This window comes from Pseudomonas sp. 3A(2025) (assembly GCF_054589175.1).
Window position 1 is genome coordinate 34117 of record NZ_BAAILM010000017.1, and the last position, 22788, is coordinate 56904.

At 62.0% G+C, this 22788-nt stretch carries 24 protein-coding genes; 15 read left to right on the forward strand and 9 right to left on the reverse strand.

Annotation, left to right across the window (positions count from 1 at the left end; genetic code table 11):
- Window positions 1-23: 23 nt before the first annotated feature.
- From ACYP2A_RS06005 to ACYP2A_RS06020, 4 genes are read left to right on the forward strand one after another with little or no spacing between them, the layout of a single operon-like run.
- Entirely contained in the window at window positions 24-725 is a 702-nt protein-coding gene (locus tag ACYP2A_RS06005) for an amino acid ABC transporter permease (RefSeq protein WP_459743648.1), read from the forward strand.
- 6 nt (window positions 726-731) lie between these two features.
- The gene (locus ACYP2A_RS06010) at window positions 732-1472 is read left to right on the forward strand and encodes an amino acid ABC transporter permease (protein WP_459743650.1); all 741 of its coding nucleotides are present in this window, start codon (window positions 732-734) and stop codon (window positions 1470-1472) included.
- A gap of 23 nt (window positions 1473-1495) precedes the next feature.
- Window positions 1496-2224 (forward strand): amino acid ABC transporter ATP-binding protein, encoded by a 729-nt coding sequence (locus tag ACYP2A_RS06015; RefSeq protein ID WP_459743840.1) that lies wholly within the window; start codon window positions 1496-1498, stop codon window positions 2222-2224.
- A gap of 50 nt (window positions 2225-2274) precedes the next feature.
- The gene (locus ACYP2A_RS06020; protein WP_459743651.1) at window positions 2275-3108 is read left to right on the forward strand and encodes an ABC transporter substrate-binding protein; all 834 of its coding nucleotides are present in this window, start codon (window positions 2275-2277) and stop codon (window positions 3106-3108) included.
- Window positions 3109-3412: 304 nt separating this feature from the next.
- On the opposite strand, the gene ACYP2A_RS06025 is transcribed toward ACYP2A_RS06020, so the two are convergent.
- Both ACYP2A_RS06025 and ACYP2A_RS06030 read right to left on the reverse strand, forming a co-directional pair.
- The gene (locus ACYP2A_RS06025) at window positions 3413-4444 is read right to left on the reverse strand and encodes an endonuclease/exonuclease/phosphatase family protein (protein ID WP_459743653.1); all 1032 of its coding nucleotides are present in this window, start codon (window positions 4442-4444) and stop codon (window positions 3413-3415) included.
- A 47-nt stretch (window positions 4445-4491) separates the two neighbouring features.
- On the reverse strand, window positions 4492-5154 hold the full coding sequence (locus ACYP2A_RS06030) for a YciC family protein (RefSeq protein ID WP_459743841.1): 663 nt from the start codon (window positions 5152-5154) through the stop codon (window positions 4492-4494).
- A 180-nt stretch (window positions 5155-5334) separates the two neighbouring features.
- Between ACYP2A_RS06030 and ACYP2A_RS06035 the strand changes: the two genes are divergently transcribed.
- Window positions 5335-5991: a DUF2076 domain-containing protein gene (locus tag ACYP2A_RS06035; RefSeq protein ID WP_459743655.1), complete on the forward strand. Its 657-nt coding sequence runs from the start codon at window positions 5335-5337 to the stop codon at window positions 5989-5991.
- A 1-nt stretch (window position 5992) separates the two neighbouring features.
- On the opposite strand, the gene ACYP2A_RS06040 is transcribed toward ACYP2A_RS06035, so the two are convergent.
- Window positions 5993-6475, reverse strand: coding sequence for a sn-glycerol-3-phosphate transporter (locus ACYP2A_RS06040; protein WP_459743843.1), 483 nt, complete (start codon window positions 6473-6475; stop codon window positions 5993-5995).
- A 256-nt stretch (window positions 6476-6731) separates the two neighbouring features.
- Between ACYP2A_RS06040 and ACYP2A_RS06045 the strand changes: the two genes are divergently transcribed.
- Together ACYP2A_RS06045 and ACYP2A_RS06050 are read left to right on the forward strand one after the other, a co-directional pair.
- On the forward strand, window positions 6732-7211 hold the full coding sequence (locus ACYP2A_RS06045) for a LabA-like NYN domain-containing protein (RefSeq protein WP_122472182.1): 480 nt from the start codon (window positions 6732-6734) through the stop codon (window positions 7209-7211).
- 34 nt (window positions 7212-7245) lie between these two features.
- Window positions 7246-7857: a 3'-5' exonuclease gene (locus tag ACYP2A_RS06050; RefSeq protein WP_459743657.1), complete on the forward strand. Its 612-nt coding sequence runs from the start codon at window positions 7246-7248 to the stop codon at window positions 7855-7857.
- On the opposite strand, the gene ACYP2A_RS06055 is transcribed toward ACYP2A_RS06050, so the two are convergent.
- Entirely contained in the window at window positions 7835-8329 is a 495-nt protein-coding gene (locus ACYP2A_RS06055; RefSeq protein WP_459743658.1) for an Lrp/AsnC family transcriptional regulator, read from the reverse strand. The genes ACYP2A_RS06050 and ACYP2A_RS06055 overlap by 23 nt on opposite strands.
- 157 nt (window positions 8330-8486) lie before the next feature.
- Between ACYP2A_RS06055 and yedA the strand changes: the two genes are divergently transcribed.
- Both yedA and ACYP2A_RS06065 read left to right on the forward strand, forming a co-directional pair.
- Window positions 8487-9389, forward strand: coding sequence for a drug/metabolite exporter YedA (gene yedA, locus ACYP2A_RS06060; RefSeq protein WP_459743659.1), 903 nt, complete (start codon window positions 8487-8489; stop codon window positions 9387-9389).
- 62 nt (window positions 9390-9451) lie between these two features.
- Complete coding sequence (locus tag ACYP2A_RS06065) at window positions 9452-10780, forward strand: DEAD/DEAH box helicase (RefSeq protein WP_459743660.1); 1329 nt, start codon at window positions 9452-9454, stop codon at window positions 10778-10780.
- 7 nt (window positions 10781-10787) lie between these two features.
- Here the strand turns inward: ACYP2A_RS06065 and ACYP2A_RS06070 are convergent, their stop codons facing one another.
- Window positions 10788-12023, reverse strand: a complete 1236-nt coding sequence (locus tag ACYP2A_RS06070) for a TIGR03862 family flavoprotein (protein WP_459743662.1) — start codon at window positions 12021-12023, stop codon at window positions 10788-10790.
- A 164-nt stretch (window positions 12024-12187) separates the two neighbouring features.
- Here ACYP2A_RS06070 and ACYP2A_RS06075 point away from each other — a divergent pair, with 164 nt between their 5' ends.
- The 3 genes from ACYP2A_RS06075 (at window position 12188) to gudD (ending at window position 16181) form a co-directional block, all read left to right on the forward strand.
- Window positions 12188-13222 (forward strand): LacI family DNA-binding transcriptional regulator, encoded by a 1035-nt coding sequence (locus ACYP2A_RS06075; protein WP_459743664.1) that lies wholly within the window; start codon window positions 12188-12190, stop codon window positions 13220-13222.
- A gap of 190 nt (window positions 13223-13412) precedes the next feature.
- A complete protein-coding gene (locus ACYP2A_RS06080; RefSeq protein ID WP_459743666.1) occupies window positions 13413-14801 on the forward strand; it encodes an MFS transporter in 1389 nt (462 codons plus the stop codon).
- A gap of 24 nt (window positions 14802-14825) precedes the next feature.
- Entirely contained in the window at window positions 14826-16181 is a 1356-nt protein-coding gene (gene gudD, locus ACYP2A_RS06085; protein ID WP_459743668.1) for a glucarate dehydratase, read from the forward strand.
- 82 nt (window positions 16182-16263) lie between these two features.
- Here gudD and ACYP2A_RS06090 read toward each other — a convergent pair whose 3' ends face one another.
- Window positions 16264-17181 (reverse strand): histone deacetylase family protein, encoded by a 918-nt coding sequence (locus ACYP2A_RS06090; protein ID WP_459743669.1) that lies wholly within the window; start codon window positions 17179-17181, stop codon window positions 16264-16266.
- Window positions 17182-17298: 117 nt separating this feature from the next.
- On the opposite strand from ACYP2A_RS06090, the gene ACYP2A_RS06095 reads away from it, so the two are divergent.
- From ACYP2A_RS06095 to ACYP2A_RS06105, 3 genes are all read left to right on the forward strand, one after another.
- Window positions 17299-17868 (forward strand): GNAT family N-acetyltransferase, encoded by a 570-nt coding sequence (locus ACYP2A_RS06095; RefSeq protein WP_459743671.1) that lies wholly within the window; start codon window positions 17299-17301, stop codon window positions 17866-17868.
- 72 nt (window positions 17869-17940) lie between these two features.
- Window positions 17941-18810: an acyl-CoA thioesterase II gene (gene tesB, locus ACYP2A_RS06100; RefSeq protein WP_459743673.1), complete on the forward strand. Its 870-nt coding sequence runs from the start codon at window positions 17941-17943 to the stop codon at window positions 18808-18810.
- Complete coding sequence (locus tag ACYP2A_RS06105; protein ID WP_459743674.1) at window positions 18807-19394, forward strand: HAD family hydrolase; 588 nt, start codon at window positions 18807-18809, stop codon at window positions 19392-19394. Before tesB ends, ACYP2A_RS06105 begins: the two co-directional genes overlap by 4 nt.
- A gap of 88 nt (window positions 19395-19482) precedes the next feature.
- Here ACYP2A_RS06105 and ACYP2A_RS06110 read toward each other — a convergent pair whose 3' ends face one another.
- The 3 genes from ACYP2A_RS06110 to ACYP2A_RS06120 form a co-directional block, all read right to left on the reverse strand.
- The gene (locus tag ACYP2A_RS06110; protein ID WP_459743676.1) at window positions 19483-20475 is read right to left on the reverse strand and encodes an alpha/beta hydrolase; all 993 of its coding nucleotides are present in this window, start codon (window positions 20473-20475) and stop codon (window positions 19483-19485) included.
- Between the two features lie 3 nt (window positions 20476-20478).
- Complete coding sequence (gene ypfJ / locus ACYP2A_RS06115) at window positions 20479-21381, reverse strand: KPN_02809 family neutral zinc metallopeptidase (RefSeq protein ID WP_459743678.1); 903 nt, start codon at window positions 21379-21381, stop codon at window positions 20479-20481.
- Between the two features lie 73 nt (window positions 21382-21454).
- Entirely contained in the window at window positions 21455-22729 is a 1275-nt protein-coding gene (locus ACYP2A_RS06120) for an MFS transporter (protein ID WP_459743680.1), read from the reverse strand.
- Between the last annotated feature and the right edge of the window lie 59 nt (window positions 22730-22788).

Sequence of the window (22788 nt, forward strand, 5' to 3'; positions counted from 1 at the left end):
GCCGAATGTCGATGGAACACACCATGACAACTGACTTCGATCTTTCCGCGATCCTGCACGGCGAGTATGCCGAGCTGATCCTCAAGGGCATCGAGATGACCTTGCAACTGGCGCTGTTCGCCTGGTGCCTGGCCATGGCGCTGGCCGTGCTGCTGGTGTCGATCCGCCTGACCGGTAACCGCTACGTCGAATACCTGGTGGCGGCCTACGTGTCCTATCACCGTAACGTGCCGACCCTGGTGCAATTGATGCTCTGGTACTTCGGGGTACCGACCCTGCTGTCGGAGTCGACCCAGCTGTGGCTGGCCAACTACAGCACCGAATACCTGTTTTCGGTGATCGCCCTGGGCTTGTGCCAGGCGGCGTATTTCAGTGAAGACATCCGCAGCGGCCTGCGTGCCATTCCGGCCGGGCAGACCGAAGCGTCACGGGCGCTGGGCCTGGGTTATGTGCGTTCGATGCGCTACGTGATCCTGCCGCAAAGCATCCGCAATTGCCTGCCGTCGCTGATCAACCACACGGTGCTGCTGTTCAAGAACACCAGCCTGGCGATGGCCATCGGTGTGGTGGAACTGACCTACGCCAGCCGCGAGGTCGAGAACTACACCTTCCGCACCTTCGAGGCGTATCTGGTGGCGACCGTGGTGTACCTGGCCTTTTCCCTGCTGCTGATGGCGCTTGGCGCGTTGCTGGCACGGCACTTCAGTAAAGCGATGGCGAGGTAAGCGACCATGTTCGATATGTTCACGATCCTGCAGGACAACTGGGCGCTGTTTCTGGTCGGCCAGTACCCGCATGGCCCGCTGGGCGGGCTGGCGTCGACGCTGATTCTGGCGGTACTGGCGCTGGTACTGGCGTTTCCGCTGGGTTTACTCCTGGCCCTGGCCAGGGTGTCGCCCTGGCGCTGGCTGCGTTACCCGGCGACGGTGTGGGTTTATGTGTTGCGCGGCATTCCGCTGTTGATGGTGATCTTCTGGACCTATTTCCTGGTGCCGCTGCTGATCGGCCACAACATCACCGGCTTCACCACCATGCTCTGCACCCTGGTGATCTACCAGAGCGCCTACCTGTGCGAGATCGTGCGCGGTGGCATTCAGGCCTTGCCGGCCGGCCAGTACGAAGCCTCGCGGGCACTGGGCATGGGCTATATGCGCACCACGGTGTGGGTGATTTTGCCCCAGGCGCTGTACAACTCGCTGCCCAGCCTGGTCAGCCAGTTCATTTCGATCATCAAGGAAACCTCGCTGGGCTATGTGATCAACGTGCAGGAAATCACCTTTGCCGCCAACCAGGTCAATAACCAACTGCTGACCAAACCCTTCCAGGTGTTCTTCATCCTGGCCATCACTTACTACCTGCTGTGCTACGGCCTGACCCGGGTGGCGAATGCTCTGGAGCTGCGCATTGCGCGCAAGCGCCAGGGCCTCGCGCCGGCGCCAACTCCGAGCCGGCCGGCTTTGACTACCCACTGACCGAGGGCGCCTTCATGCATCCGATGATCATGTTTTCCAGGATCAACAAATGGTACGGCGACTATCAGGCCCTGACCGACATCACCGCCGAGGTCAAGCGCGGTGAAGTGGTGGTGCTGTGCGGCCCGTCGGGCTCTGGCAAGTCGACGCTGATCCGCACCGTCAATCGCCTGGAGGATATCCGCGACGGGCAGATTCTGTTCGACGGCCAGGACGTACACGGCACCGACGCCAACCTCAACCGCCTGCGCAGCCGGGTAGGGTTTGTGTTCCAGAGCTTCAACCTGTTTCCGCACCTGTCGGTGCTGGACAACATCATCCTCACCCCGACCAAGGTGCGCGGCCTCAAGGGCAGCGAAGCCAGGGCGCGGGCCATGGAGCTGCTCGACCGCGTCGGCCTGGCGCACAAGGCCGGCGCTTACCCCGCGCAGCTCTCGGGTGGCCAGCAGCAGCGCGTGGCGATTGCCCGCGCGCTGGCCATGGAACCGCCGGTGATGCTGTTCGACGAGCCGACCAGCGCCCTGGACCCGGAGATGGTCGGCGAGGTGCTCAGCGTCATGAAAAGCCTGGCCAAGGAGGGTATGACCATGATGTGCGTGACCCACGAGATGAATTTTGCCCGTGAAGTGGCGGATACCATCTGGTTCATGGATGCGGGGCAGATTCTTGAAAAATCCACCCCGGAAAGCTTCTTCCAGCAACCGACGCACCCGCGTGCGCAACGTTTCATTGCCGATCTGCGCAGCCACTAAGGGCTGCGTTCATTCAACCGTTTCGATCTTGATCTGATGAGGATGCTCCCATGGGTATGAAGTCTCTGTTGGCTGTGTTGCTGGTTTCGCCATTGGCCGTTGCGGTGGCGCAGGCCGATCAGTTGAGCGATGTCATGAGCAAAAAGAGCCTGAGCTGCGGCGTGTACGCCGATGTGCCGCCGTTCTCCGCGCCTGACCCGAAGACCCGCGAGCTGGTGGGCATGGATGTCGACCTGTGCAAGGCGCTGGCCAGGGAGCTGGGCGTGGAACTGGAGCTCAAGCCGCTGTCGGTTGAGGCACGGATTCCCGAGGTGAAGATGGGCCGCGTCGACCTGATCTTCGCCAACCTGGCCTACACCAAGAGCCGCGCCGACCAGATCCAGTTCAGCGACCCGTACTACATCGCCAAGGAAACCCTGGTGGTACGCGCTGCCAACGCCGACCAGCCCAAGTCGTTCTTCGAGGGCAAGCGCATCAGCTCGACCAAGGGCTCGACCTCCGAACAATCGATCCGCCTGGCCAATGCCACGCCGGTGACCTTCCAGGACACCGGTTCTGCCTACATGGCCCTGCAACAGAACAAGGTCGTGGGCCTGGTCACCAACACCATGACCGCGATCAAACTGGTCGGCCAGGCCAAGGCCAGCGGTGTGGAGCTGGCGATTGCCAAGGAGCCGATGGCGCTGGAACCGATCGGTGCCGGCATGCGTCAGGGCGAACCGGCGTTCCTGGCCAAGGTCAACGAATCGCTGCGGGCCATGGAAGCCAAGGGCGAAATCGACGCGATCTGGGAACGCTGGATCGGCCCGAACACCGAATACAAGATGGTCCGCGTCGACAAGGTCCAGAGCCTGAGCGAGCTGAAGTTCGACCCGCTGCCTTGATCGTAGGACCGGCTTTAGCCGGGAACGGGGCGCGGTGTACCATTCGCGGCTAAAGCCGCTCTCATCAAACATAAAATAAGTTATTGATTTTATTGAATTAAAAACACCAATCTGTAGGAGGCAGCTCTGCTGGCGATTGAGCGCGAAGCGCTCACAGAAATTTCTGAAACGCTGACATTTTACGACTGCTAGTGCAGCCGATCGCGATGGTCCGGCATTCCGGCAGAGACGGATCGCCGCCCGCTCCCTCCTACATCCCATGTTTGCTGCGCGACAGCGCGGCGCCGTGGCGGTGGGTGATCTCCTACGGCAGCAACAAGCGCCCCAGCAGCGGTAGGTGGTCGGAGATTTCCAGCGTGTCGGCCTGACGCACCTGAGCCTCAAGCCGCTTGAGGCTCGGGCTGTAGAACAGGTAGTCGAGCGTCCGGTCCGGGCCATCGATGTGCGGGTCGTTGGGCCAGTGGGTAAACCAGCGGTCACGTTCTGTGCTGCTGGTTTCGTTGTTGGCCGGAATCGTCGGGTAGGTTTCGCGCAGCCGATGCAAGGATGGAGTGTGCGGCTGCAGGTCAAAATCCCCACCCATCAGCCACGGCGTACCTTGGCCCGTCAGATGATCGAGCAGGCGTGCGGTCATTTCGACTTGCTGACGCAACGTGTCAGCATCAGCCGCCGGCGCATATAACTGTGTGTTGATCGCCGCCAGCCGGCTGCCATCGTTCAGCGGCAGGTAACTGACCAGCAAGGCCGGTTTGGGCTGGAACTGACGCACGATGATATTGGCGTGTTGCACCGGCAGTTGCAGGCGTTCGGCGCTGTCGATGCGATAACGGCTGAGGGTCGCCAGTTTCAGGCCGACGCTGCCCCAGATATGCGGGTGCGGGATGAACTCGGCCTGCCACTCCAGCGCCTGGGTGCTGCACGGGTAAAGGTCCGCCAGGCGTTCTTGAAGCAACGCCAGTTGGTCCTGATAATCGATGTGTTTGGCGCTGTCGCCGACTTCCTGTAGCAGCAGTACATCCGGCTGCTCATCGCGGATTACCCGCACCACTTCATCGAGATCGAACGCCAGGTCTTCGGCGGTGGGGCGTTCGTCCGGCTCATCGGCGGCGGCCGGTTCATACCAGAACACATAGCGTTTGCCCGCCAGGTACTGGATGTTCCAGGTCATGACCTTCAAGGCCTGGCCAGGCACCAGCAGCGGCGCTTCAGGCGTGCTGCACATTGCCGTGACCGGTTCACGCAGGGGCGGTCGCCAGGTCAGGTGGTACACCGCCAGCCACAGCCCGGCAATCGGCAGCAGGGTCCAGAGGGCCAGACGCAAAAGGATTCGGTTCATCGCTCGGATGGGCCTCCTGATGGGCTGCGCTCAGCATAGCCCAGGCATCAGGCCTTGGGCGGGGTGTCGGCCACCAGCATGAACAAGCGGAACATCACCACGCCCATGAACAGTTGCAAAAAGCTGCTCAGGCTGTCGAGTATCAGCGCGACGCCGGACGCCTGGGGCTCAGGAAACAGGTACATGCCCAAGCCTTCGATCATCGACAGCGGAAGGTAGATGATCAACAGGCAGACCAGAATGCGCAGAAAATGCCCGGTGGTCATCTGCATGCTTTCACGCATGGCCAGCAGCGGCGGGCGCTGGCGCAGCACCAGCAGGTATTCGCTGAACGCCAGCTTGATCATCACCCACAGGCCCGGCAACACGAACAGCGACAGGCCGAACATGATCAACAGCGTGCTGATCGCCGACAACACCGCAAAGCCGGGCCACAAGCGCAGGGTCATGGCCCAGATATCGACGGTGCGCGGCTGTTCGCCACGGGTGCGGGCATCGAGCAGCAGAATCAGCGCGCCGCTGTACAACGGATAGAAGAACAGGCCCACCACCAATCCATAGGCGTTCGAGGCACTGCTGGTCACGGCGTTGTCGACAGCCTGCTTGACCAGCGACTCGAGGATGACCAGGGGCAGGCACAGCACCACGATGCTGATCAGATTGCGACGAAAGAAGTAGAGCGAGTCCTGGATGATGTTCAGCGGGTTCATGTAATCGGTCATGGCAAAAGGTCGGCGGACACTGTAGCCCATTGGTCGATGACCCACCAAGCACGCCCGGTTACAGCGTACTTCTTAACTTTTTTGTCATGTCCTTGAAGCGCCCCTTGCCAGCCCCATTACGTTCTCAAGGCCACCCATTGGCCTTTTGACGATCCTTGCGAGGTGAGCATGAACCACGAAGAGCAAACCCTGATCGACGGTCTTTTCGCAAAACTGAAAACCGCCGAGAGCACCGCCGGCCCGCGCGATGTAGCGGTCGAGTCGCACATCAACGAGCACCTGCGTCGCCAGCCCGCTGCGCCGTATTACATGGCTCAGGCGATTGTGGTGCAGGAAGCGGCGGTCAATCAGCTCAACCAGCAAGTGCGCGAGCGCGACGAGCAGATTCGTCAGTTGCAGGCCGAGTTGCAGCAAGCGCGCAGTGCGCAGGCGCCGGCCAGTGGCGGCGGGGGCTTTTTGTCCGGCTTGTTTGGTGGTGGCCAGACGCAACGCAGCACGCCACCTCCTGCGGGCGGCGGCTGGCGCGACAGCGGTTATGCACCGCCGCCGGCACCGTCCGCAGCGCCGGCACCGGCCCCGGCCCCGGCCAAGGGCAGCGGCTTTCTCGGCAGTGCCTTGCAGACCGCTGCGGGCGTGGCCGGTGGCGTGATGCTGGCGCAAGGCATCAGCAGCCTGTTTGGCCATCACAACGCACCACAGGAAATCGTCGAGGTGATTCAGGACTCGCCGGCACAAAGTTATCAACAGGATGATGGCTGGAACCGTGATCAGGATTATCTGGCCGACGATGACGGATCGTTCGATGACGATGACAGTTTTGTCTGAGTCAAAAGCGAAATCCTGCGTTAAGCATTGTTGCGGAGGTCCCCAGCAGGACGGCCTCCGCGACGACAGGCCCCAGGGTAACTCCTACCCCGGGAATGATCACGGGCGCGACGCCGTAGCGATTCAGCGGAATCTTGTCACGGTACTCGCCCCGATAGCCGTGTAACAAACCCCCGGTGACTTTCAGGTACACCGCAGGATACCGGCTGTTGTTGAAGCGCTTGCCGACATAGCCGTACACGGAACGTTGTGCGAATGAATTGCGGAACGTCGCACCACCATAAACCAGCCCCGACGCTTCGTTGCGCTCCAGGCCGATCAGGTTCTGACGGTTGTCATGCTCCGGCGAAGGCGAAAAATGCCGGGTGTACACGCTGGTCTGCACGGCCCAGAAACCGTCCCTGTCTGCCTGCGCATCGGCCTTTACTGACAGGGCCATAGCGCCCGGCGCCAAGAGCAACATCACCTGCATCACTGCCTTCATGTTCATGCCCGGACCTACTGCTTACGACGTTGAGGCTGGGTGTTATACGGCTTGGGTGATGGGCTCTGTAAGCGGAAGAGTCCCAATGTTGTGTAGGAACTATCCTTAAATTAATCGGGATCATTACACGTCGCTCATCCGGGATATTTTTTGATTCATTTCGCGAGCAACACGATTGAGCGTGCTGTTCCAGGCGACGTACATCCTCTGCGCATAACTGGCATACTGCGCGCTGTTTGCAACCAGGGAAGTGACAGTGAAAAAGATCGCGGTGTTTGCCGATGTGCAGAACCTCTACTACACGGTGCGGCAGGCGCACGGCTGTCATTTCAACTATGCCGCGTTCTGGGCTGATGTCAGCCAGCACGGCCAGATCGTGCAGGCCTACGCCTATGCCATCGACCGGGGCGACAGCAAGCAGCAGCAATTTCAGCAGATCCTTCGCAACCTGGGCTTTACCGTGCGGCTCAAGCCGTACATTCAGCGCAGCGACGGTTCGGCCAAGGGCGACTGGGACGTGGGCATCACCCTGGATGTGATGGAACACGCCGCCGAGGTCGATGAGGTGGTGCTGGCCTCCGGCGATGGCGATTTCGATCTGCTGCTCGAACGCATCATCGACCGCTACAAGGTCGAGGCGGTGGCCTACGGCGTGCCTGGGCTGACCGCCAACTCGCTGATCCGTGCCGCCACCCGCTATGTGCCCATCGAGGGCGCGTTGTTGCTCAAGAATTGAACACCTGATACCGCACAGAAAAAGGCTACCGATTGTGGAACGCATTGCCGTCATCGACTTTGAAACCACCGGCATCTCGCCCGGTCCCGGTTGCCGTGCCACGGAAGTGGCGGTGGTGATCATGGAAGAGGGGCGCATCGTCGACCGCTTTCAGAGCCTGATGAATGCCGGTGTACGTATTCCGGAGTTCATCGAGTCTTTGACCGGTATCAGCAACGCGATGATCCGCACCGCGCCCTCAGCCGAGCGGGTCATGGGCGATGTCGCGGATTTTGTCGGCAGCACGCCACTGGTGGCGCACAACGCCTCGTTCGACCAGAAGTTCTGGGACTTCGAGCTGGCACGCATTCAGCGCACGCGCGTGCAAAGCTTTGCCTGTTCGATGCTGCTGGCCCGGCGCCTGATGCCCGGCGCGCCCAACCACAAGCTCGGCACCCTGACCCGGTATGCGCGCCTGCCCAACACCGGCCAGGCGCACCGGGCAATGGCCGATGCCGAAATGGCCGCCAACCTGGTGGGCCACATGACCGGCGAGTTGCGCAACACCCACGGCATCACCGCCGTGTCTCACCAGTTGCTGTGCAGCCTGCAAAAGGTTCCGGCGGCGCGGATTCTCGAAGCCCTCAAGCGTCAGCGCGGGCTTTGATCGCCGGTTTTTCCAGGCGTACCCCGTTACCCAGATGACCGGCCGGCAGGCGCCGGTCCACAGGCGTCGACAGCACGATCGAGGTCTTGCTGAAACCAAAGCGCGCCACGCGGTCGAGCAATTGTTCCAGATGCTCCATCGAGTCGACCGCCGCGCGCATGATCACGCACGGATCGCCGGTGACGCGGTGGCACTGGATCAACTCGGGAAACTTGTACAACTCTTCATACGCGTGCTGATTGCCGTGGCTGCCCAGGCGCAGCTCGATCATGCACTGGATCGGCAGGCCGACCTTGGCCAGGTTGACCTTGGCCTCGTAGCCGGTAATCACCCCGTTGCTTTCCAGTTTGGCAATCCGCTCGGCCACCGCCGGCGCCGACAGGTTGACCAGTCGCGCCAGTTGCGCGAATGACGCACGGCCGTTTTCCAGCAGTGCATCGATGAGAATGCGGTCGTATTTATCCAGCTCCACAGGGGGTCTCCCGAGCGAATATCGAAATCGAAGGTGAAAGCCGGATAGTACCGTTGAATCGAAATTATCTGTGCCGTTTAAACAGCTTTGTCGGCTTAATATTCCGTATCCGCCTTCTTAAAATAGCTCGACCATTCGAATGGATTCCGAGCCTGCCATGCCTCATACCCGTCGCTTTCCCCTGTTGCTCATCGGTGCCTTCCTGGCGCTGTACCTGATCTGGGGCTCCACCTACCTGATGATCCGTATCGGCGTGGCCTCCTGGCCGCCACTGATGATGGCCGGGGTACGCTTTCTGATTGCCGGTGCCTTGATGTACAGCTTTTTGCGCTGGCGCGGGGTGCCGGCACCGACCGCCGCGCAATGGAAGGCGGCAGCGATCATCGGCTTCTTGCTGTTGGGCTGCGGCAATGGTGGCGTGACCCTGGCCGAACATGCCGACGTGTCTTCCGGCGTCGCCGCGCTGGCGGTGGCGACCATGCCGCTGTTTACCCTGCTGTTCGGGCTGTTCTGGGGTAATCGCACCACGCGTCTGGAATGGGCCGGCATCGCGCTGGGCCTGATCGGCATCGGCCTGCTCAACCTGGGCTCCAACCTGCAAGCCAGCCCATATGGCGCCGCCTTGCTGATTTTCGCCGCCGCGGCCTGGGCGCTGGGTTCGGTGTTGAGCAAGCACCTGCCGTTGCCGAGCGGGCCGATGGCCAGCGCCGCCGAGATGCTCACCGCTGGCGCGCTGCTGATGGTCGCCAGCCTGCTCAGTGGCGAACGCCTGGAACAGATGCCCACGGCGGCCGGTTGGGGCGCACTGGCGTATCTGGTGGTGTTCGGCTCGATCGTCGCCTTCAGTGCGTATGTGTACCTGCTGAAAAACGTGCGTCCAGCGGCGGCGACCAGTTATGCCTACGTCAACCCGGTGGTGGCTGTGGTGCTGGGCATGCTGTTCGCCGGCGAGCACATCGGTCCTGAAGAAGCGCTGGCGATGCTGGTGATCGTCAGTGCGGTGATCCTGATCGGCCTGCCGCAGTGGCGTAAGCCTGTGGTTGCTCCTGCAGCGACCTGACGGATCAGCCGGCGACAGGGTAAACTGCGCGCCTTGCGCTGAATTTTCCCTACGGTATTTCCATGACATTCGCTTCTCTTGGCCTGATCGAACCCTTGCTGCGTGCGCTTGAGGCGCTGGGCTACCAGACCCCGACGCCTGTCCAGGCCAAGGCGATTCCCGCTGTACTCGAAGGCCGCGACCTGATGGCTGCGGCCCAGACCGGCACCGGCAAGACCGCAGGCTTTGCCCTGCCGCTGCTGCAACGCCTGACCATGGAAGGCCCTAAAGTGGCCGCCAACTCGGTGCGGGCGCTGGTGCTGGCGCCGACCCGTGAACTGGCCGAGCAGGTGCACGCCAGCTTCAGCCAGTACGCCGAGCATGTGCCGTTGAGCACCTACGCGGTGTATGGCGGGGTGAGCATCAACCCGCAGATGATGCGCCTGCGCCGTGGCGTCGATGTGCTGGTGGCGACGCCAGGTCGCTTGCTTGATCTGCACCGGCAGAACGCGGTCAAGTTCAACCAGGTGCAGATTCTGGTGCTGGACGAAGCCGACCGCATGCTCGACCTGGGGTTTTCCGAAGAGCTGCGCGGCATCTACAACGTGCTGCCGAAAAAGCGCCAGACCCTGCTGTTCTCCGCGACCTTCTCCGACCCGATCCGGCAGATGGCCGGGCAGATGCTCGACAACCCGCTGAGCATCGAAGTCAGCCCGCGCAATGCCGCCGCCAACACGGTCAAGCAATGGGTGGTGACCGTCGACAAGAAGCGCAAGACCGAACTGTTCATCCACCTGCTCAAGCAACAGCGCTGGGGCCAGGTACTGGTGTTCGCCAAGACCAAGGTCGGTGTCGATCAACTGGCCGAGCGCCTGCAAGGGCTGGGCATCAAGGCCGACGGTATTCACGGCGACCGCCCGCAAGCCACGCGCCAGCGAGCGCTGGACAGCTTCAAGAGTCGCGAGATCCAGATTCTGGTGGCCACCGATGTCGCCGCCCGCGGCCTGGACATCGACGATTTGCCGACCGTGGTCAACCTTGACCTGCCGATCGTCGCCGAAGACTACGTGCACCGCATCGGCCGCACTGGCCGCGCCGGGCAGACCGGTGAAGCGATTTCGCTGGTGTGCGCCGATGAGGTCGAGCAACTGGCAGCCATCGAAGTGCTGATCCGCCAGACCCTGCAACGCAACGACGAACCGGACTTCATTCCCGATCACCGGGTACCGGTCACCGATGCCAGCGGGCAGATTCTCAAGAAACCGAAAAAACCCAAGAAACCCAAGGCCAGCGGCAAGGGCAACCTGGGCAAGTGGATCGACAGCGGCGAGCCGGAAGCGGCAGCACCCACGGCCAAGCCGGTGCGCAAAGTGCCTGTGTTCAACACCGGCCCGCGTAAGCGCAAGCCGTAAACCCGGTTTACGGCGCCAGCCAGCGCAGCACGCCTTGCGCGGCTGCGCGCCCGCTGGCAAAGCAGGCGGTCAGCAGGTAGCCGCCGGTCGGGGCTTCCCAGTCGAGCATTTCGCCGGCGCAGAACACACCCGGCAGCGCCTTGAGCATCAGATGTTCATCCAGCGCCTCAAAGGTCACGCCACCGGCGGTGCTGATCGCCTCGTCCAGTGGCCGGGCCTTGACCAGCGTCAGCGGCAGGGCCTTGATTGCCTGGGCCAGCAACCTGGCATCGCTGAACTGTTCGGCGCTGGTCAGCTCGCGCAGCAGCGCGGCCTTGACGCCTTCCAGCCCCAATTGACCACTCAAGTGCTTGGCCATCGAGCGTGAACCGCGCGGTTTGCTCAAGGCCTTGAGTACCGCCTCCGGCGTCTTGCCCGGCAACAGGTCGATCGACACCGTGGCGTGACCATGGCGGTTGATCAGTTCACGAATCGGCGCCGACAGCGCATACACCAGGCTGCCTTCCACCCCGTGTTCGGTCAGGACGCACTCACCCAGGCGTGGCGACACGTTATCCACAGCCATCGCAATATTCTTCAGCGGCGCACCGGCAAACTTGCTGCGCAACACCTCGCTCCAGGCACTCACTTCAAAGCCACAGTTACTGGCCTGCAGCGGCGCCACTTCGACGCCTTTGGCGTGCAGCCACGGCAACCAGGCGCCATCAGAACCCAGCCGCGCCCAACTGCCGCCACCCAATGCCAGCAACACCGCTGCCGGGCGCAAGGCCAGTTCGCCTTCAGCGTTCGCCACGCGCAGGCTGCCGTCACTGTTCCAGCCCAGCCAGCGATGGCGGTTATGCAAGCTGACGCCGCCTTCGCGCAGGCGCTTGAGCCAGGCGCGCAGCAAGGGCGCCGCTTTCATATCGGTCGGGAACACCCGCCCGGAACTGCCAACGAAGGTTTCGATTCCCAAACCATGAATCCACTGGCGCAAGGCGTCGGCATCAAAGCTTTGCAGCAACGGCTCGATCAGCGGCGCACGCTCGGCGTAACGGGAAACAAACGCCGGATAAGGTTCGGAATGGGTGATGTTCATGCCGCCAACGCCGGCCAGCAGAAATTTGCGCCCCACCGACGGCATGGCGTCGTACAGGTCAACCTTGACGCCGGCCTGGCTCAACACCTCGGCTGCCATCAACCCGGCCGGACCCCCTCCAATGATGGCAACGGATGCAGGGGCAGGGGAGGTCGATGAGGTCATGGGCAAACCGGCGCTGGTGATACGAAAGGGGTGGGCATTCTACCTGAGAATCGTGGTCGTATTTTGCGGGCCGGGTTTGCTCTGTTTCGCGGCCTTTCGTAAAATTTGCACCCCGCCCGGGCATGCGACAATGCCCTTCGCCGATCAACCCAGTCAGGAACACCGTGGCCAGAAAATCAAGAAGGGAACTCGTCAGTGCGACAGGCGCCGCCGACATGCCGGTAACGGTCATCGATGTGGCGCGTCAGGCCGGTGTTTCACCCATTACCGTTTCGCGTGCACTCAACCGTCCCGAACTGGTCAGCGAAGCGACCCGCGAGCGGGTGCTCGAAGTGGTCAAGGTCATGGGCTATGTGCCCAACCTGCTGGCGGGTAGCCTGGCGAGCAGCAAAAGCCGGTTGGTGGCGATCCTGTTGCCAACCATCGCCAACTCGATCTTCGCCCCGGCGGTGCAGGCCATGATGGACCGCCTGACCGAAGCTGGTTATCAGTCGTTGCTGGGGCCGACCGGTTATTCGCCGGAAAAGGAAGAAATGCTGCTCGAGGCCATTCTCGGCCGGCGCCCGGACGGTATTGTGCTGACCGGTACCCTGCACACCGAAGGTAGCCGGGCGCGTCTGGCGTCGGCGGGCATTCCGGTGGTAGAGGCCTGGGACCTGAGCGATACCGCGCTGGACATGCAAGTCGGCTTTTCCCATGAACAGGTCGGCGAGCAGGTGGCCGAACACTTTGTTGCCAAGGGCTATCAGCGTTTTTCGGTGATCACCGTGGATGATCCGCGCGGCATCCGCCGCTGCAACAGCCTGATCCAGCAGCTGGAGCGCCACGGCATTCGTGATGTGCCGGTTGAAATACTGCCTTTGCCGGCCACCTGGGAAGTCGGCCGCGAAGGACTCAAGCGCCTGTTGCAACGCCCCGAGCCACCGCAACTGGTGTTCTGCAGTTCCGACACCGTGGCCATGGGCGTGCTGGCCCAGGCCACCGAACTGGGCCTGCGCGTACCCCAGGACATCGCCGTGCTGGGCTTTGGCGACACCACCAACAGTCGCTTTGCCCAACCGGCGCTGTCGACCATCAGCGTCAACGCGGCCGTGATGGGCCGCGAAGTCGCCCAGGCGCTGCTGCGCCGTTTCGATGGCGATACACAAACGACCCGTTTCGACAGCGGTTTCTCACTGGTCGAACGCACCAGCACTTAGAAAAAGCCGGGCGGCAGCAACCCGCCCGTATTCCTGTTTTTCAATCAGCCACGAAATTATTCAGTGCAGGGCTTGAATGATAACGTTATCTCTGTGCATGATAACGTTATCGTTGTACGACGACGTATGAGTAAGCGAGCCTGCTCGCCCTCAACTACCCGCATAAAAACAATTCGTGGGAGCGCCCTGTATGCAACAACCCCTGCCACAACCTGTGACACAACCCAAGAAAACCCGCGCCCGGTATCTGATCCTGCTCATGCTGTTTCTGGTGACCACGATCAACTTCGCCGACCGCGCCACCATCTCGATTGCCGGCTCAAGCATCCAGAAAGACCTGGGCATCGATGCCATTACCCTCGGCTACATTTTCTCGGCCTTCGGCTGGGCCTATGTGCTCGGCCAGATTCCGGGCGGCTGGCTGCTCGATCGTTTCGGTTCCAAGAGGGTGTATGCGGCCAGTATCTTCACCTGGTCGCTGTTCACCCTGCTGCAAGGCTTTATCGGTGAGTTCAGCGTCGGCACGGCAGTGGTGGTCCTGATTCTGCTGCGCATGTCCGTAGGCCTTGCCGAAGCGCCTTCTTTTCCGGGCAACGCACGCATCGTCGCGTCCTGGTTTCCGACCAAAGAGCGCGGCACCGCCTCGGCGATCTTCAACTCGGCGCAGTATTTCGCCACCGCCTTGTTTGCCCCGCTGATGGGCTGGATCGTCTACCGCTTTGGCTGGCAACACGTGTTCATCTTCATGGGCGCCCTGGGCATGCTGTTTTCGCTGATCTGGCTGCGCACTATCTACAGTCCCAAGGGTCACCCGTGGGCCAACGCCGAAGAAGTGCGCTACATCGCTGAAAACGGCGGTCTGGTCGACCTGGACGATCAACGCAAGAAAAAGGATGGCGGCCCGAAGTGGGAATACATTCGCCAGCTGCTGACCAATCGCATGATGGCCGGCGTGTACCTGGGCCAGTTCTGCATCAACGCGCTGACCTATTTCTTCCTGACCTGGTTTCCGGTGTATCTGGTCCAGGAACGCGGCATGACCATTCTCAAGGCCGGCCTTATCGCCTCGCTGCCGGCCATTTGCGGATTTCTGGGCGGCGTGCTGGGCGGGGTGTTCTCCGACATGCTGCTGCGCCGCGGCCACTCGTTGAGTGTGGCGCGCAAGACGCCGATCGTGGTCGGCATGCTGCTGTCGATGTCGATGATCATCTGCAACTACGTCGATGCCGACTGGATGGTCGTGGCCTTCATGGCGTTGGCGTTCTTCGGCAAAGGCGTCGGCGCGCTGGGCTGGGCGGTGGTCTCCGACACCTCGCCCAAGCAGATCGCCGGGCTGTCCGGTGGGCTGTTCAATACCATTGGCAACCTGTCGTCGATCTCTACCCCGATCGTGATCGGTTACATCATCGCCGCCACCGGCTCGTTCAAGATGGCGCTGGTGTTTGTCGGGGTCAACGCCCTGATCGCGGCGGTCAGCTACCTGTTTATCGTCGGCGAAATCAAACGTGTCCAGCTCAAGGGGCTTGTCGATCCTGATGCACCTGCTCCGGTGCCCGCTGATGCCGTGAACTCTCGCTGATTCCAACAAGTAAGGACTTTATTCATGAATGCTCTGACTTCGACCCAGACTACCCGTGGCGCACCGCTGATCACTGAGCTGCAGGTTGTGCCGGTGGCCGGCCACGACAGCATGTTGCTTAATCTGAGCGGCGCCCACAGCCCGTTTTTCACCCGTAACATTCTGATTCTCAAGGACAACGCCGGGCATGTTGGCGTGGGCGAGGTGCCGGGCGGCGAGGCCATTCGCAAGACGCTGGAAGACGCCCGTGAGCTGCTGGTGGGGCAGTCGATCGGTCACTACCAGCGCCTGCTCAATCAGGTGCGCACCGCCTTTGCCGATCGTGATTCGGGCGGGCGCGGATTGCAGACCTTCGACCTGCGTATCACCGTGCATGCGGTGACGGCGCTGGAATCGGCACTGCTCGACCTGCTCGGTCAACACCTTGATGTGCCGGTGGCGGCGCTGCTCGGTGAAGGCCAGCAACGCGATGCAGTCGAAATGCTCGGTTATCTGTTCTACGTCGGCGATCAGGCCAAGACCTCATTGGCTTATCGCCGCGAAGCCGAGGCCGACAACGCCTGGTTCCGCCTGCGCAACGAAGAAGCGCTGAGCCCGGAAAAGATCGTGGCCCTGGCCGAGGCCGCTTACGAGCGCTATGGCTTCAAGGACTTCAAGCTTAAAGGCGGCGTACTGCGCGGCGACGAAGAAATCGAAGCGGTCACCGCACTGGCCGAGCGCTTCCCGGATGCACGCATCACCCTGGACCCCAACGGTGCCTGGTCGCTGAAAGAGGCCATCCGCCTGTGCCGCGATCAGCATCATGTGCTGGCCTACGCCGAAGACCCGTGCGGCGCGGAAAACGGCTATTCCGGTCGCGAAGTGATGGCCGAGTTCCGCCGTGCCACCGGCCTGCGCACCGCGACCAACATGATCGCCACCGACTGGCGGCAGATAGGCCACGCCATTCAGTTGCAATCAGTCGACATCCCGCTGGCCGACCCGCATTTCTGGACGATGCAGGGTTCGGTGCGCGTGGCACAGATGTGCCACGAATGGGGGCTGACCTGGGGTTCGCATTCCAACAACCACTTCGACATATCGCTGGCGATGTTCACTCAGGTAGGCGCCGCCGCACCGGGCGAGATCACCGCCCTGGATACCCACTGGATCTGGCAGGACGGCCAGCGCCTGACCAAAGAGCCGTTCAGGATCGTCGACGGCAAGGTTGCCGTGCCGAACAAGCCCGGCCTGGGCGTCGAGCTGGACCTTGATCAACTGAACAAGGCCCACGAGCTGTACAAAGGCATGGGCCTGGGCGCGCGCGATGATGCCACGGCCATGCAGTTTCTGATTCCGGACTGGACCTTCAACAACAAGCAGCCTTGCCTGGTGCGTTGATCGTCAGCTTTAACGTGTAATCACTGGCCATACTGCTGGCAACCGGCGCGCAACCCCCTTGCGCGCCGTTTTTTATTTACACCTACAACCCCCGCTCAACCCACACCCTCTGCGCACTGTGATGCAAGATCCCGTGCCGGCGCGCCAGCGCATGCCGATCCTTGCTGTACCCGCCACCAATCACACCCATCACCGGAATATCGCGTCCCAGGCAATGATGCAGCACCGCTTCATCGCGGGCGGCCAGTCCTTGATCGGTAAGGTTCAGATACCCCAGCGCATCGTCCTTGTGCACATCGACACCGGCGTCGTACAGCACGATGTCCGGCTTATAAAAGGGCAATAGATAATTGAGGGTGTCGTCGACCACTTGCAGGTAATCCGCATCACCCATGCCATTGGGCAGCGGGATGTCCCAGTCGCTTTGCGCCTTGCGGGCCGGGAAGTTCTTTTCGCAGTGCAGCGAGACGGTGATGGCGTCTTCGGTGTCGGCCAGCAGGCGGGCGGTGCCGTCGCCCTGATGGACGTCGCAATCGAAGATCAGCACTTTGCTGACCCGGCCGCTGCCCAGCAGGTACTGACTGATGATCGCCAGGTCGTTGAAGATGCAGAAGCCGGCCGGGTAATCGTAATGGGCGTGATGCGTACCGCCGGCCAAGTGGCAGGCCAGGCCGTGCTGCAGGGCATGTTCGGCGGTCAGCAACGAGCCGCCGACGGCGCGCACGGTACGCCGGGCCAGCGCTTCGCTCCATGGCAGGCCGAGGCGGCGCTGGTCTTCGTGCGACAGGGCGCCGCTCATGAAGCGTTCGATATAAGCAGGGTCATGCGCCAGGGCCAGAATGTCCGGCGGGCACAGCTCGGGGCGCAGCAATTGCGCGTCACAGGTAATGCCGCTTTCGATCAAGTGATCACGCAGCAGGCGAAACTTGTCCATCGGAAAGCGGTGGTCGGCCGGGAAGGGTGGGCTGTAGTCGTCGTGGTAGATGAGCGGCAGGGACATTTTTCATGCGCTTTAGGGTCCAACCGCGATAGTGACAGCAATGCCATCAGTCGCACAGCCGTGCGTCGTGATCACAGCTAAACTGGCGCGATCCAGAATTGCCCCGAGGAATGACGGATGGAACCCATACTCACGCTCGACAGCGCCCGATTATCGATGCGTCAGTGGCACGATGATGATCTGCCGGCATTCGCCGCCATGTGCGCCGACCCGCAAGTAATGCGTTATTTTCCCGAACCGATGAGTCGTTTGCAGGCCGCAGCGATGATTGGCCGTATACGCGGGCATTTCGCTGAGCTTGGCTTTGGCCTGTGGGCGCTGGAACGCAAGGATACCGGGGCGTTTATCGGTTTTACCGGCCTGCTGGTGGTGGGCTTCGAAGCACCGTTTGCACCGGCGGTGGAAATCGGCTGGCGTCTGGCGCGGGAACATTGGGGCCTGGGTTTTGCCAGCGAGGCGGCGTGGACAGCACTGGGCTGCGGTTTTGAGCGCCTGGGGCTGGAAGAGGTCGTGTCGTTCACCGCGCACAGCAACCTGCCGTCGCAGAAGGTCATGCAGGCCATCGGCATGCAACTGGACCCCGGCGGCGACTTTGACCACCCGGCCTTGCCGGACCAGCACCCGCTCAAACCCCATGTGCTATACCGCATCAACCGCAAGCAATGGCTCTCGACACTGCAAGGCTAAGGGATTCTGTATCATCCTCTGTCTATTGCGCGGTGTGGCCGCGCCGATCCGTTTTGTGCAAAGGAGTCATGAATGAGCCGAGTGCTTGAAGACCTGGTTGACCTGCTGACCCTGGAGTCCATCGAAGAAAACCTGTTTCGCGGTCGTAGCCAGGATCTGGGCTTTCGCCAGCTGTTCGGCGGCCAGGTACTCGGCCAGTCGATCTCGGCGGCCAGCCAGACCGTCGAAGATGATCGCCACGTGCACTCGATGCACGGCTACTTTCTGCGTCCGGGCGATGCGCAGTTGCCGGTGGTCTACCACGTCGACCGGGTGCGCGATGGCGGCAGCTTCAGTACCCGGCGTGTGACGGCGATCCAGAAGGGCAAGCCGATCTTCACCTGCAGCGCATCGTTTCAGTACGACGAAGAGGGTTTTGAGCATCAGGCTGCGATGCCTGAGGTGGTTGGCCCGGACGATCTGCCGTGCGAACTGGAGCTGCTGACGCGCAATGCGCATCTGATTCCCGAGGCGATGCGCGAAAAATTCCTGTGCCCCAAGCCCATCGAGTTTCGCCCGGTCACCGCTGAAGACCCGTACAACCCCAAGCCGGGCGAACCGGTCAAATACGTCTGGTTTCGTGCCGATGGCGCGCTCAAGGACATTCCGGCGCTGCACAAGTACCTGCTGGCCTATGCCTCGGACTTCAACCTGCTGACCACTTCGTTGCTGCCGCATGCCAAGACCGTCTGGCAACGCGACATGCAGGTCGCCAGCCTCGACCATTCGTTGTGGTTTCACAGCAACCTGCGCGCCGACGAGTGGTTGCTGTATGCCATGGACAGCCCGTGGGCCGGCAACTCGCGTGGTTTTTCGCGCGGCAGTGTGTACAACCGCGCCGGACAACTGGTGGCGTCGGTCAGCCAGGAAGGCTTGATAAGGCATCGCAAGGACTGGGCATGAACCTCGATCAGATTCGTCACTGGGTGTTCGACATGGACGGCACGTTGACCGTGCCGGTGCATGATTTTCCGGCCATCAAGCGTGCGCTGGATATTCCTGAGCAAGCCGACATTCTCGGCCACCTGGCCAGCCTGCCTGCGGCCGTGGCGGCAGACAAACATGCCTGGCTGCTGGAGCACGAGCGCGAGCTGGCGCTGGGCTCGGTGGCGGCCACCGGCGCGGTGGAGCTGGTGCGTGAGCTGGCCGGGCGCGGTTATCGGCTGGGCATTCTGACCCGTAATGCGCAGGAGCTGGCGCACATTACCCTCGAGGCCATCGGCATTGCCGACTGCTTTGCGGTCGAGGATGTTCTTGGGCGCGAGAACGCCACGCCCAAGCCGGACCCGGCCGGCCTGCTCAAGCTGGCCAGCGCCTGGGAGGTCGAACCTGCGCGCATGGTGATGATCGGCGACCACCTGCACGACCTTGGTTGCGGCCGCGCCGCCGGCGCCCGCACGGTGCTGGTCAACCTGCCGGAAAACCCCTGGCCAGAGTTCACCGACTGGCACGCCCGCGACTGCAACGCCCTGCGTGAGATGATCTAGCGCGGCCGCGCAAGCGGCCAGCTACAAGCTACAAGCTACAAGCCTGCACCATCTACTTGCAGCTTGAGGCTTACAGCTTAAAGCTGCCTCAAAGCTGCTTAAAGAGGACTGCCTGGCTCAGCGGTGCGGTAAAAATACTGTCGCCGCCGTGGCCCACGCCCGGCACTTCGACCACGCGCTGGTTCAGGCCTTCGGGGTGGCGTTTGCTCAGGTAGTCGAAGTAGTTATGCCCGCGCACCAGACGATTCGGGCCTTGGGCTTCGGCGGCGCAGCTCTTGTCCAGCGCAGGGTGGTTGGGGTCGTTGTCGAGCAAGCCCAGCAGGTAAGTGACATCGCGTTGCACGTAGGCTTTTTCAAGGTCGCCGCGCTCGATTTTGCTGGCATAGGCGGGCAGTTTGTTCAGGCCGTATTTCCAGTCGTTGAAGTTCGGGCAGGTTTTCTCCGACACCGCTTGCGGACGCTGGGCGTCGAACCAGGCGTAGGTCGACGGGTCGGCAATCACGTAGCGCAGCCGCACGCCTTGCTTGCGCAGATAAGCTTCCTGCTTGCCGCCGAGCAGGGCATAACGCTGGGCCATCTGTGCGCCACCGGAATGGCCGGCGATGACGATTTCCTTGAGGTTGGGGAACAGTTTGTCGTCGCCCAGGCGCTTGAGAATCTGGTCCAGCACAGTGAACGAGCTGACCGGTTTGGGACCCACGGACGGTGCGCCGGTGATCCACTCGTCTTCGCGCCAGCGCAGGATCGAGTCGGCCAGGTGATGCGCGACGATGTCTTTTTCATCGAGAAACTGTGGCGCGATCAGCAGGGTCTTGTTGCGTTCGTGAGACTGGTTGGCGGCGCGCTCGACGGTGCGCAGGTACGTCTGGGCGTTACGCCCGCGGCCGTGCAACACGACCACCACGCGCTGAATCTGCGGCTTGGGCCGCAGCCATTCCTGGCTCAGGCCCAGCGTTGCCTGGCTGCCATTGATGGCCAGGCGGTCGGGGCTGATAGAGGTGACGGGAGAACCCTCGGCATGTGCATTCAGGCTGGCGACGGTGGTGCTCAACATCATGGCCAGCAACAACGGTTTGATCATCAATTACAGGCTCTTGGCGGCGAACGTGTCGCACTGGTTGATATTGCCCTGGTCAAAGCCGGTCTTGAACCAGCGCACCCGCTGCGCGGATGTTCCGTGGGTAAACGAGTCGGGTACCACGTGGCCGCGACCCTGGCGTTGCAAGCGATCGTCGCCAATGGCGTTGGCCGCATTCAATGCCTCTTCAATATCACCCGGCTCCAGCCAGTTCAAACGCTTTTGTGCATTGTGTGCCCAGACACCGGCCAGGCAGTCGGCCTGCAACTCCTGACGCACCAGCAAACCGTTGTCGCCTTCCATGCGCTGGCCGCTCTGGCGCGCCTGCTGAACCTTGGCCGAGATACCCAACAGCGTCTGCACATGGTGACCGACTTCATGCGCGATCACGTAGGCCTGAGCGAAGTCGCCGGCAGCCGAAAAGCGCTGGGACATCTCTTTGAAGAAGTCGAGGTCCAGGTAGATTTTCTGATCGGCAGGGCAATAGAACGGCCCGGTGGCCGAGGTGGCGAAGCCACAGGCCGAGCTGACCTGACCATTGAACAGGATCAGTTGCGGGTCTTTGTACTGGCGACCGGTCTGGGCGAATACGGCCTGCCAGTTGTCTTCGGTGTCGCCCAGAACAGAGCGCACGAACTCGCTCTGCGGATCGTTGCTGGCCGGCCGCTGCGCCGGGTTGCCAGGAGCCACTGGCTGGTTGTTTGACGGGCTTTGCGGCTGGCTGAATTCGCCGGCCAGCTGGCCGAGGATCTGCATCGGGTCTTGCCCCGTGATCAGGCCGAACACCACGATCAGTGCCACGCCACCGAGCGTCAGGCCCTTGCCGCCTATACGCCGGCCACCGCCCGCACCGCCTGTCCCGCGTTCGTCGACTACGTTGTCGCTACGTCGGCCTTTTTTCCACAGCATCGGACTACCCTCGACACGCACACAATAAAAGAGTGTTGCTGCTGTGGCCGTGGTGCGCCAGCCCGTCGGTCATTTAATTGACGCTGGCCTTCTCGGTCGCAGCTGCGTCGGCGAAGCGATTGACCTGACGCAAGCTCTTGAAACCGACCATCCACGCACCGACCACGCCCAGCGTGCACAGGCTACCGGCAATCGCTGCCGGAATCGCGCCGATCAGCGAGGCGCTGGTGCCGGCGCGGAACTCGCCCAGTTCGTTGCTTGAACCGATGAACAGCATGTTCACCGCATTCACCCGCCCGCGCATGTTGTCCGGGGTCGAGAACTGCACCAGTGCCGAGCGAATGTACACGCTGACCATGTCGGCAGCGCCGGCGATCAGCAGGGCGATGCATGACAGCCAGAACAGCGTCGACAAGGCAAACACCAGATTGGCCAGGCCAAAGATGCCCACGGCGATGAACATGGTCAGGCCGACGTGGCGGTCCAGCGGGCGCACGCTCAGGTAAATACCGGTCACCAGTTCGCCCAGGCTCATGGCGCTGCGCAGTACACCCAGGCCTTGCGGACCCAGATGCAGCACCTCATGGGCGTAGATCGGCAGCAGTGCAATCACGCCGCCCAGCAGCACGGCGAACAGGTCCAGGGAAATGGTGCCGAGAATGATCGGCCGCGAGCGGATAAAGGCGATACCAGCGGTAAAGCGCTGCCAGGCACCGTCTTCCAGATTGAGCTTGGGCATGGCGTATTTCACCGGCACCCGGCTCAGTAATACGGTGCCGAGAATGAAGGCCGCCACGCAGGTGGCGTAGGTCAGCTCTGCGCCGCCGAGCGCGTACAGGCCGCCGCCGACCAGGGGGCCGGCCACCGTCGAACTGCGCATGATCACGCTGTTGGTGGCAATCGCCGAGGCCAGGCGCTCACGCGGCACGATCTGCGGCAACAGGCTTTGCAGCCCAGGGCCTGTGAACGCCCTAGCGCCGCCATAAAGCAGCAGGGCGGCGTACACCAGACGCACGTCATGCAGGTTATAGAACGAGAACAGCAGCAGAATCACGCCGCACAGTGCCTGCACCAGCCAACTGATGGTCAGGATCAGCTTGCGGTCGTAACGATCGATCAGATCGCCGGCCGGCATCAGCAATAACAGCATGGGGATGAACTGCGCCAGGCCCGCGTACGCCAGGGCCATGGGGTCGCGGGTCATGTCATAGACCTGCCAGGCGACCACCACCGCCTGGATCTGCATGGCAAACATCGCCAACAGGCGAGCAGACAGAAACGCAACGAAACCGGGCTGGCGATACAGCCCCGACGAAGTGGAAGCTGAGGCAGATGATTCAGAACTCAAGACAGGTACCCATGACACGCAGATGAGCGAGTGCGCGTTATACCGCAAATGATAGGTAG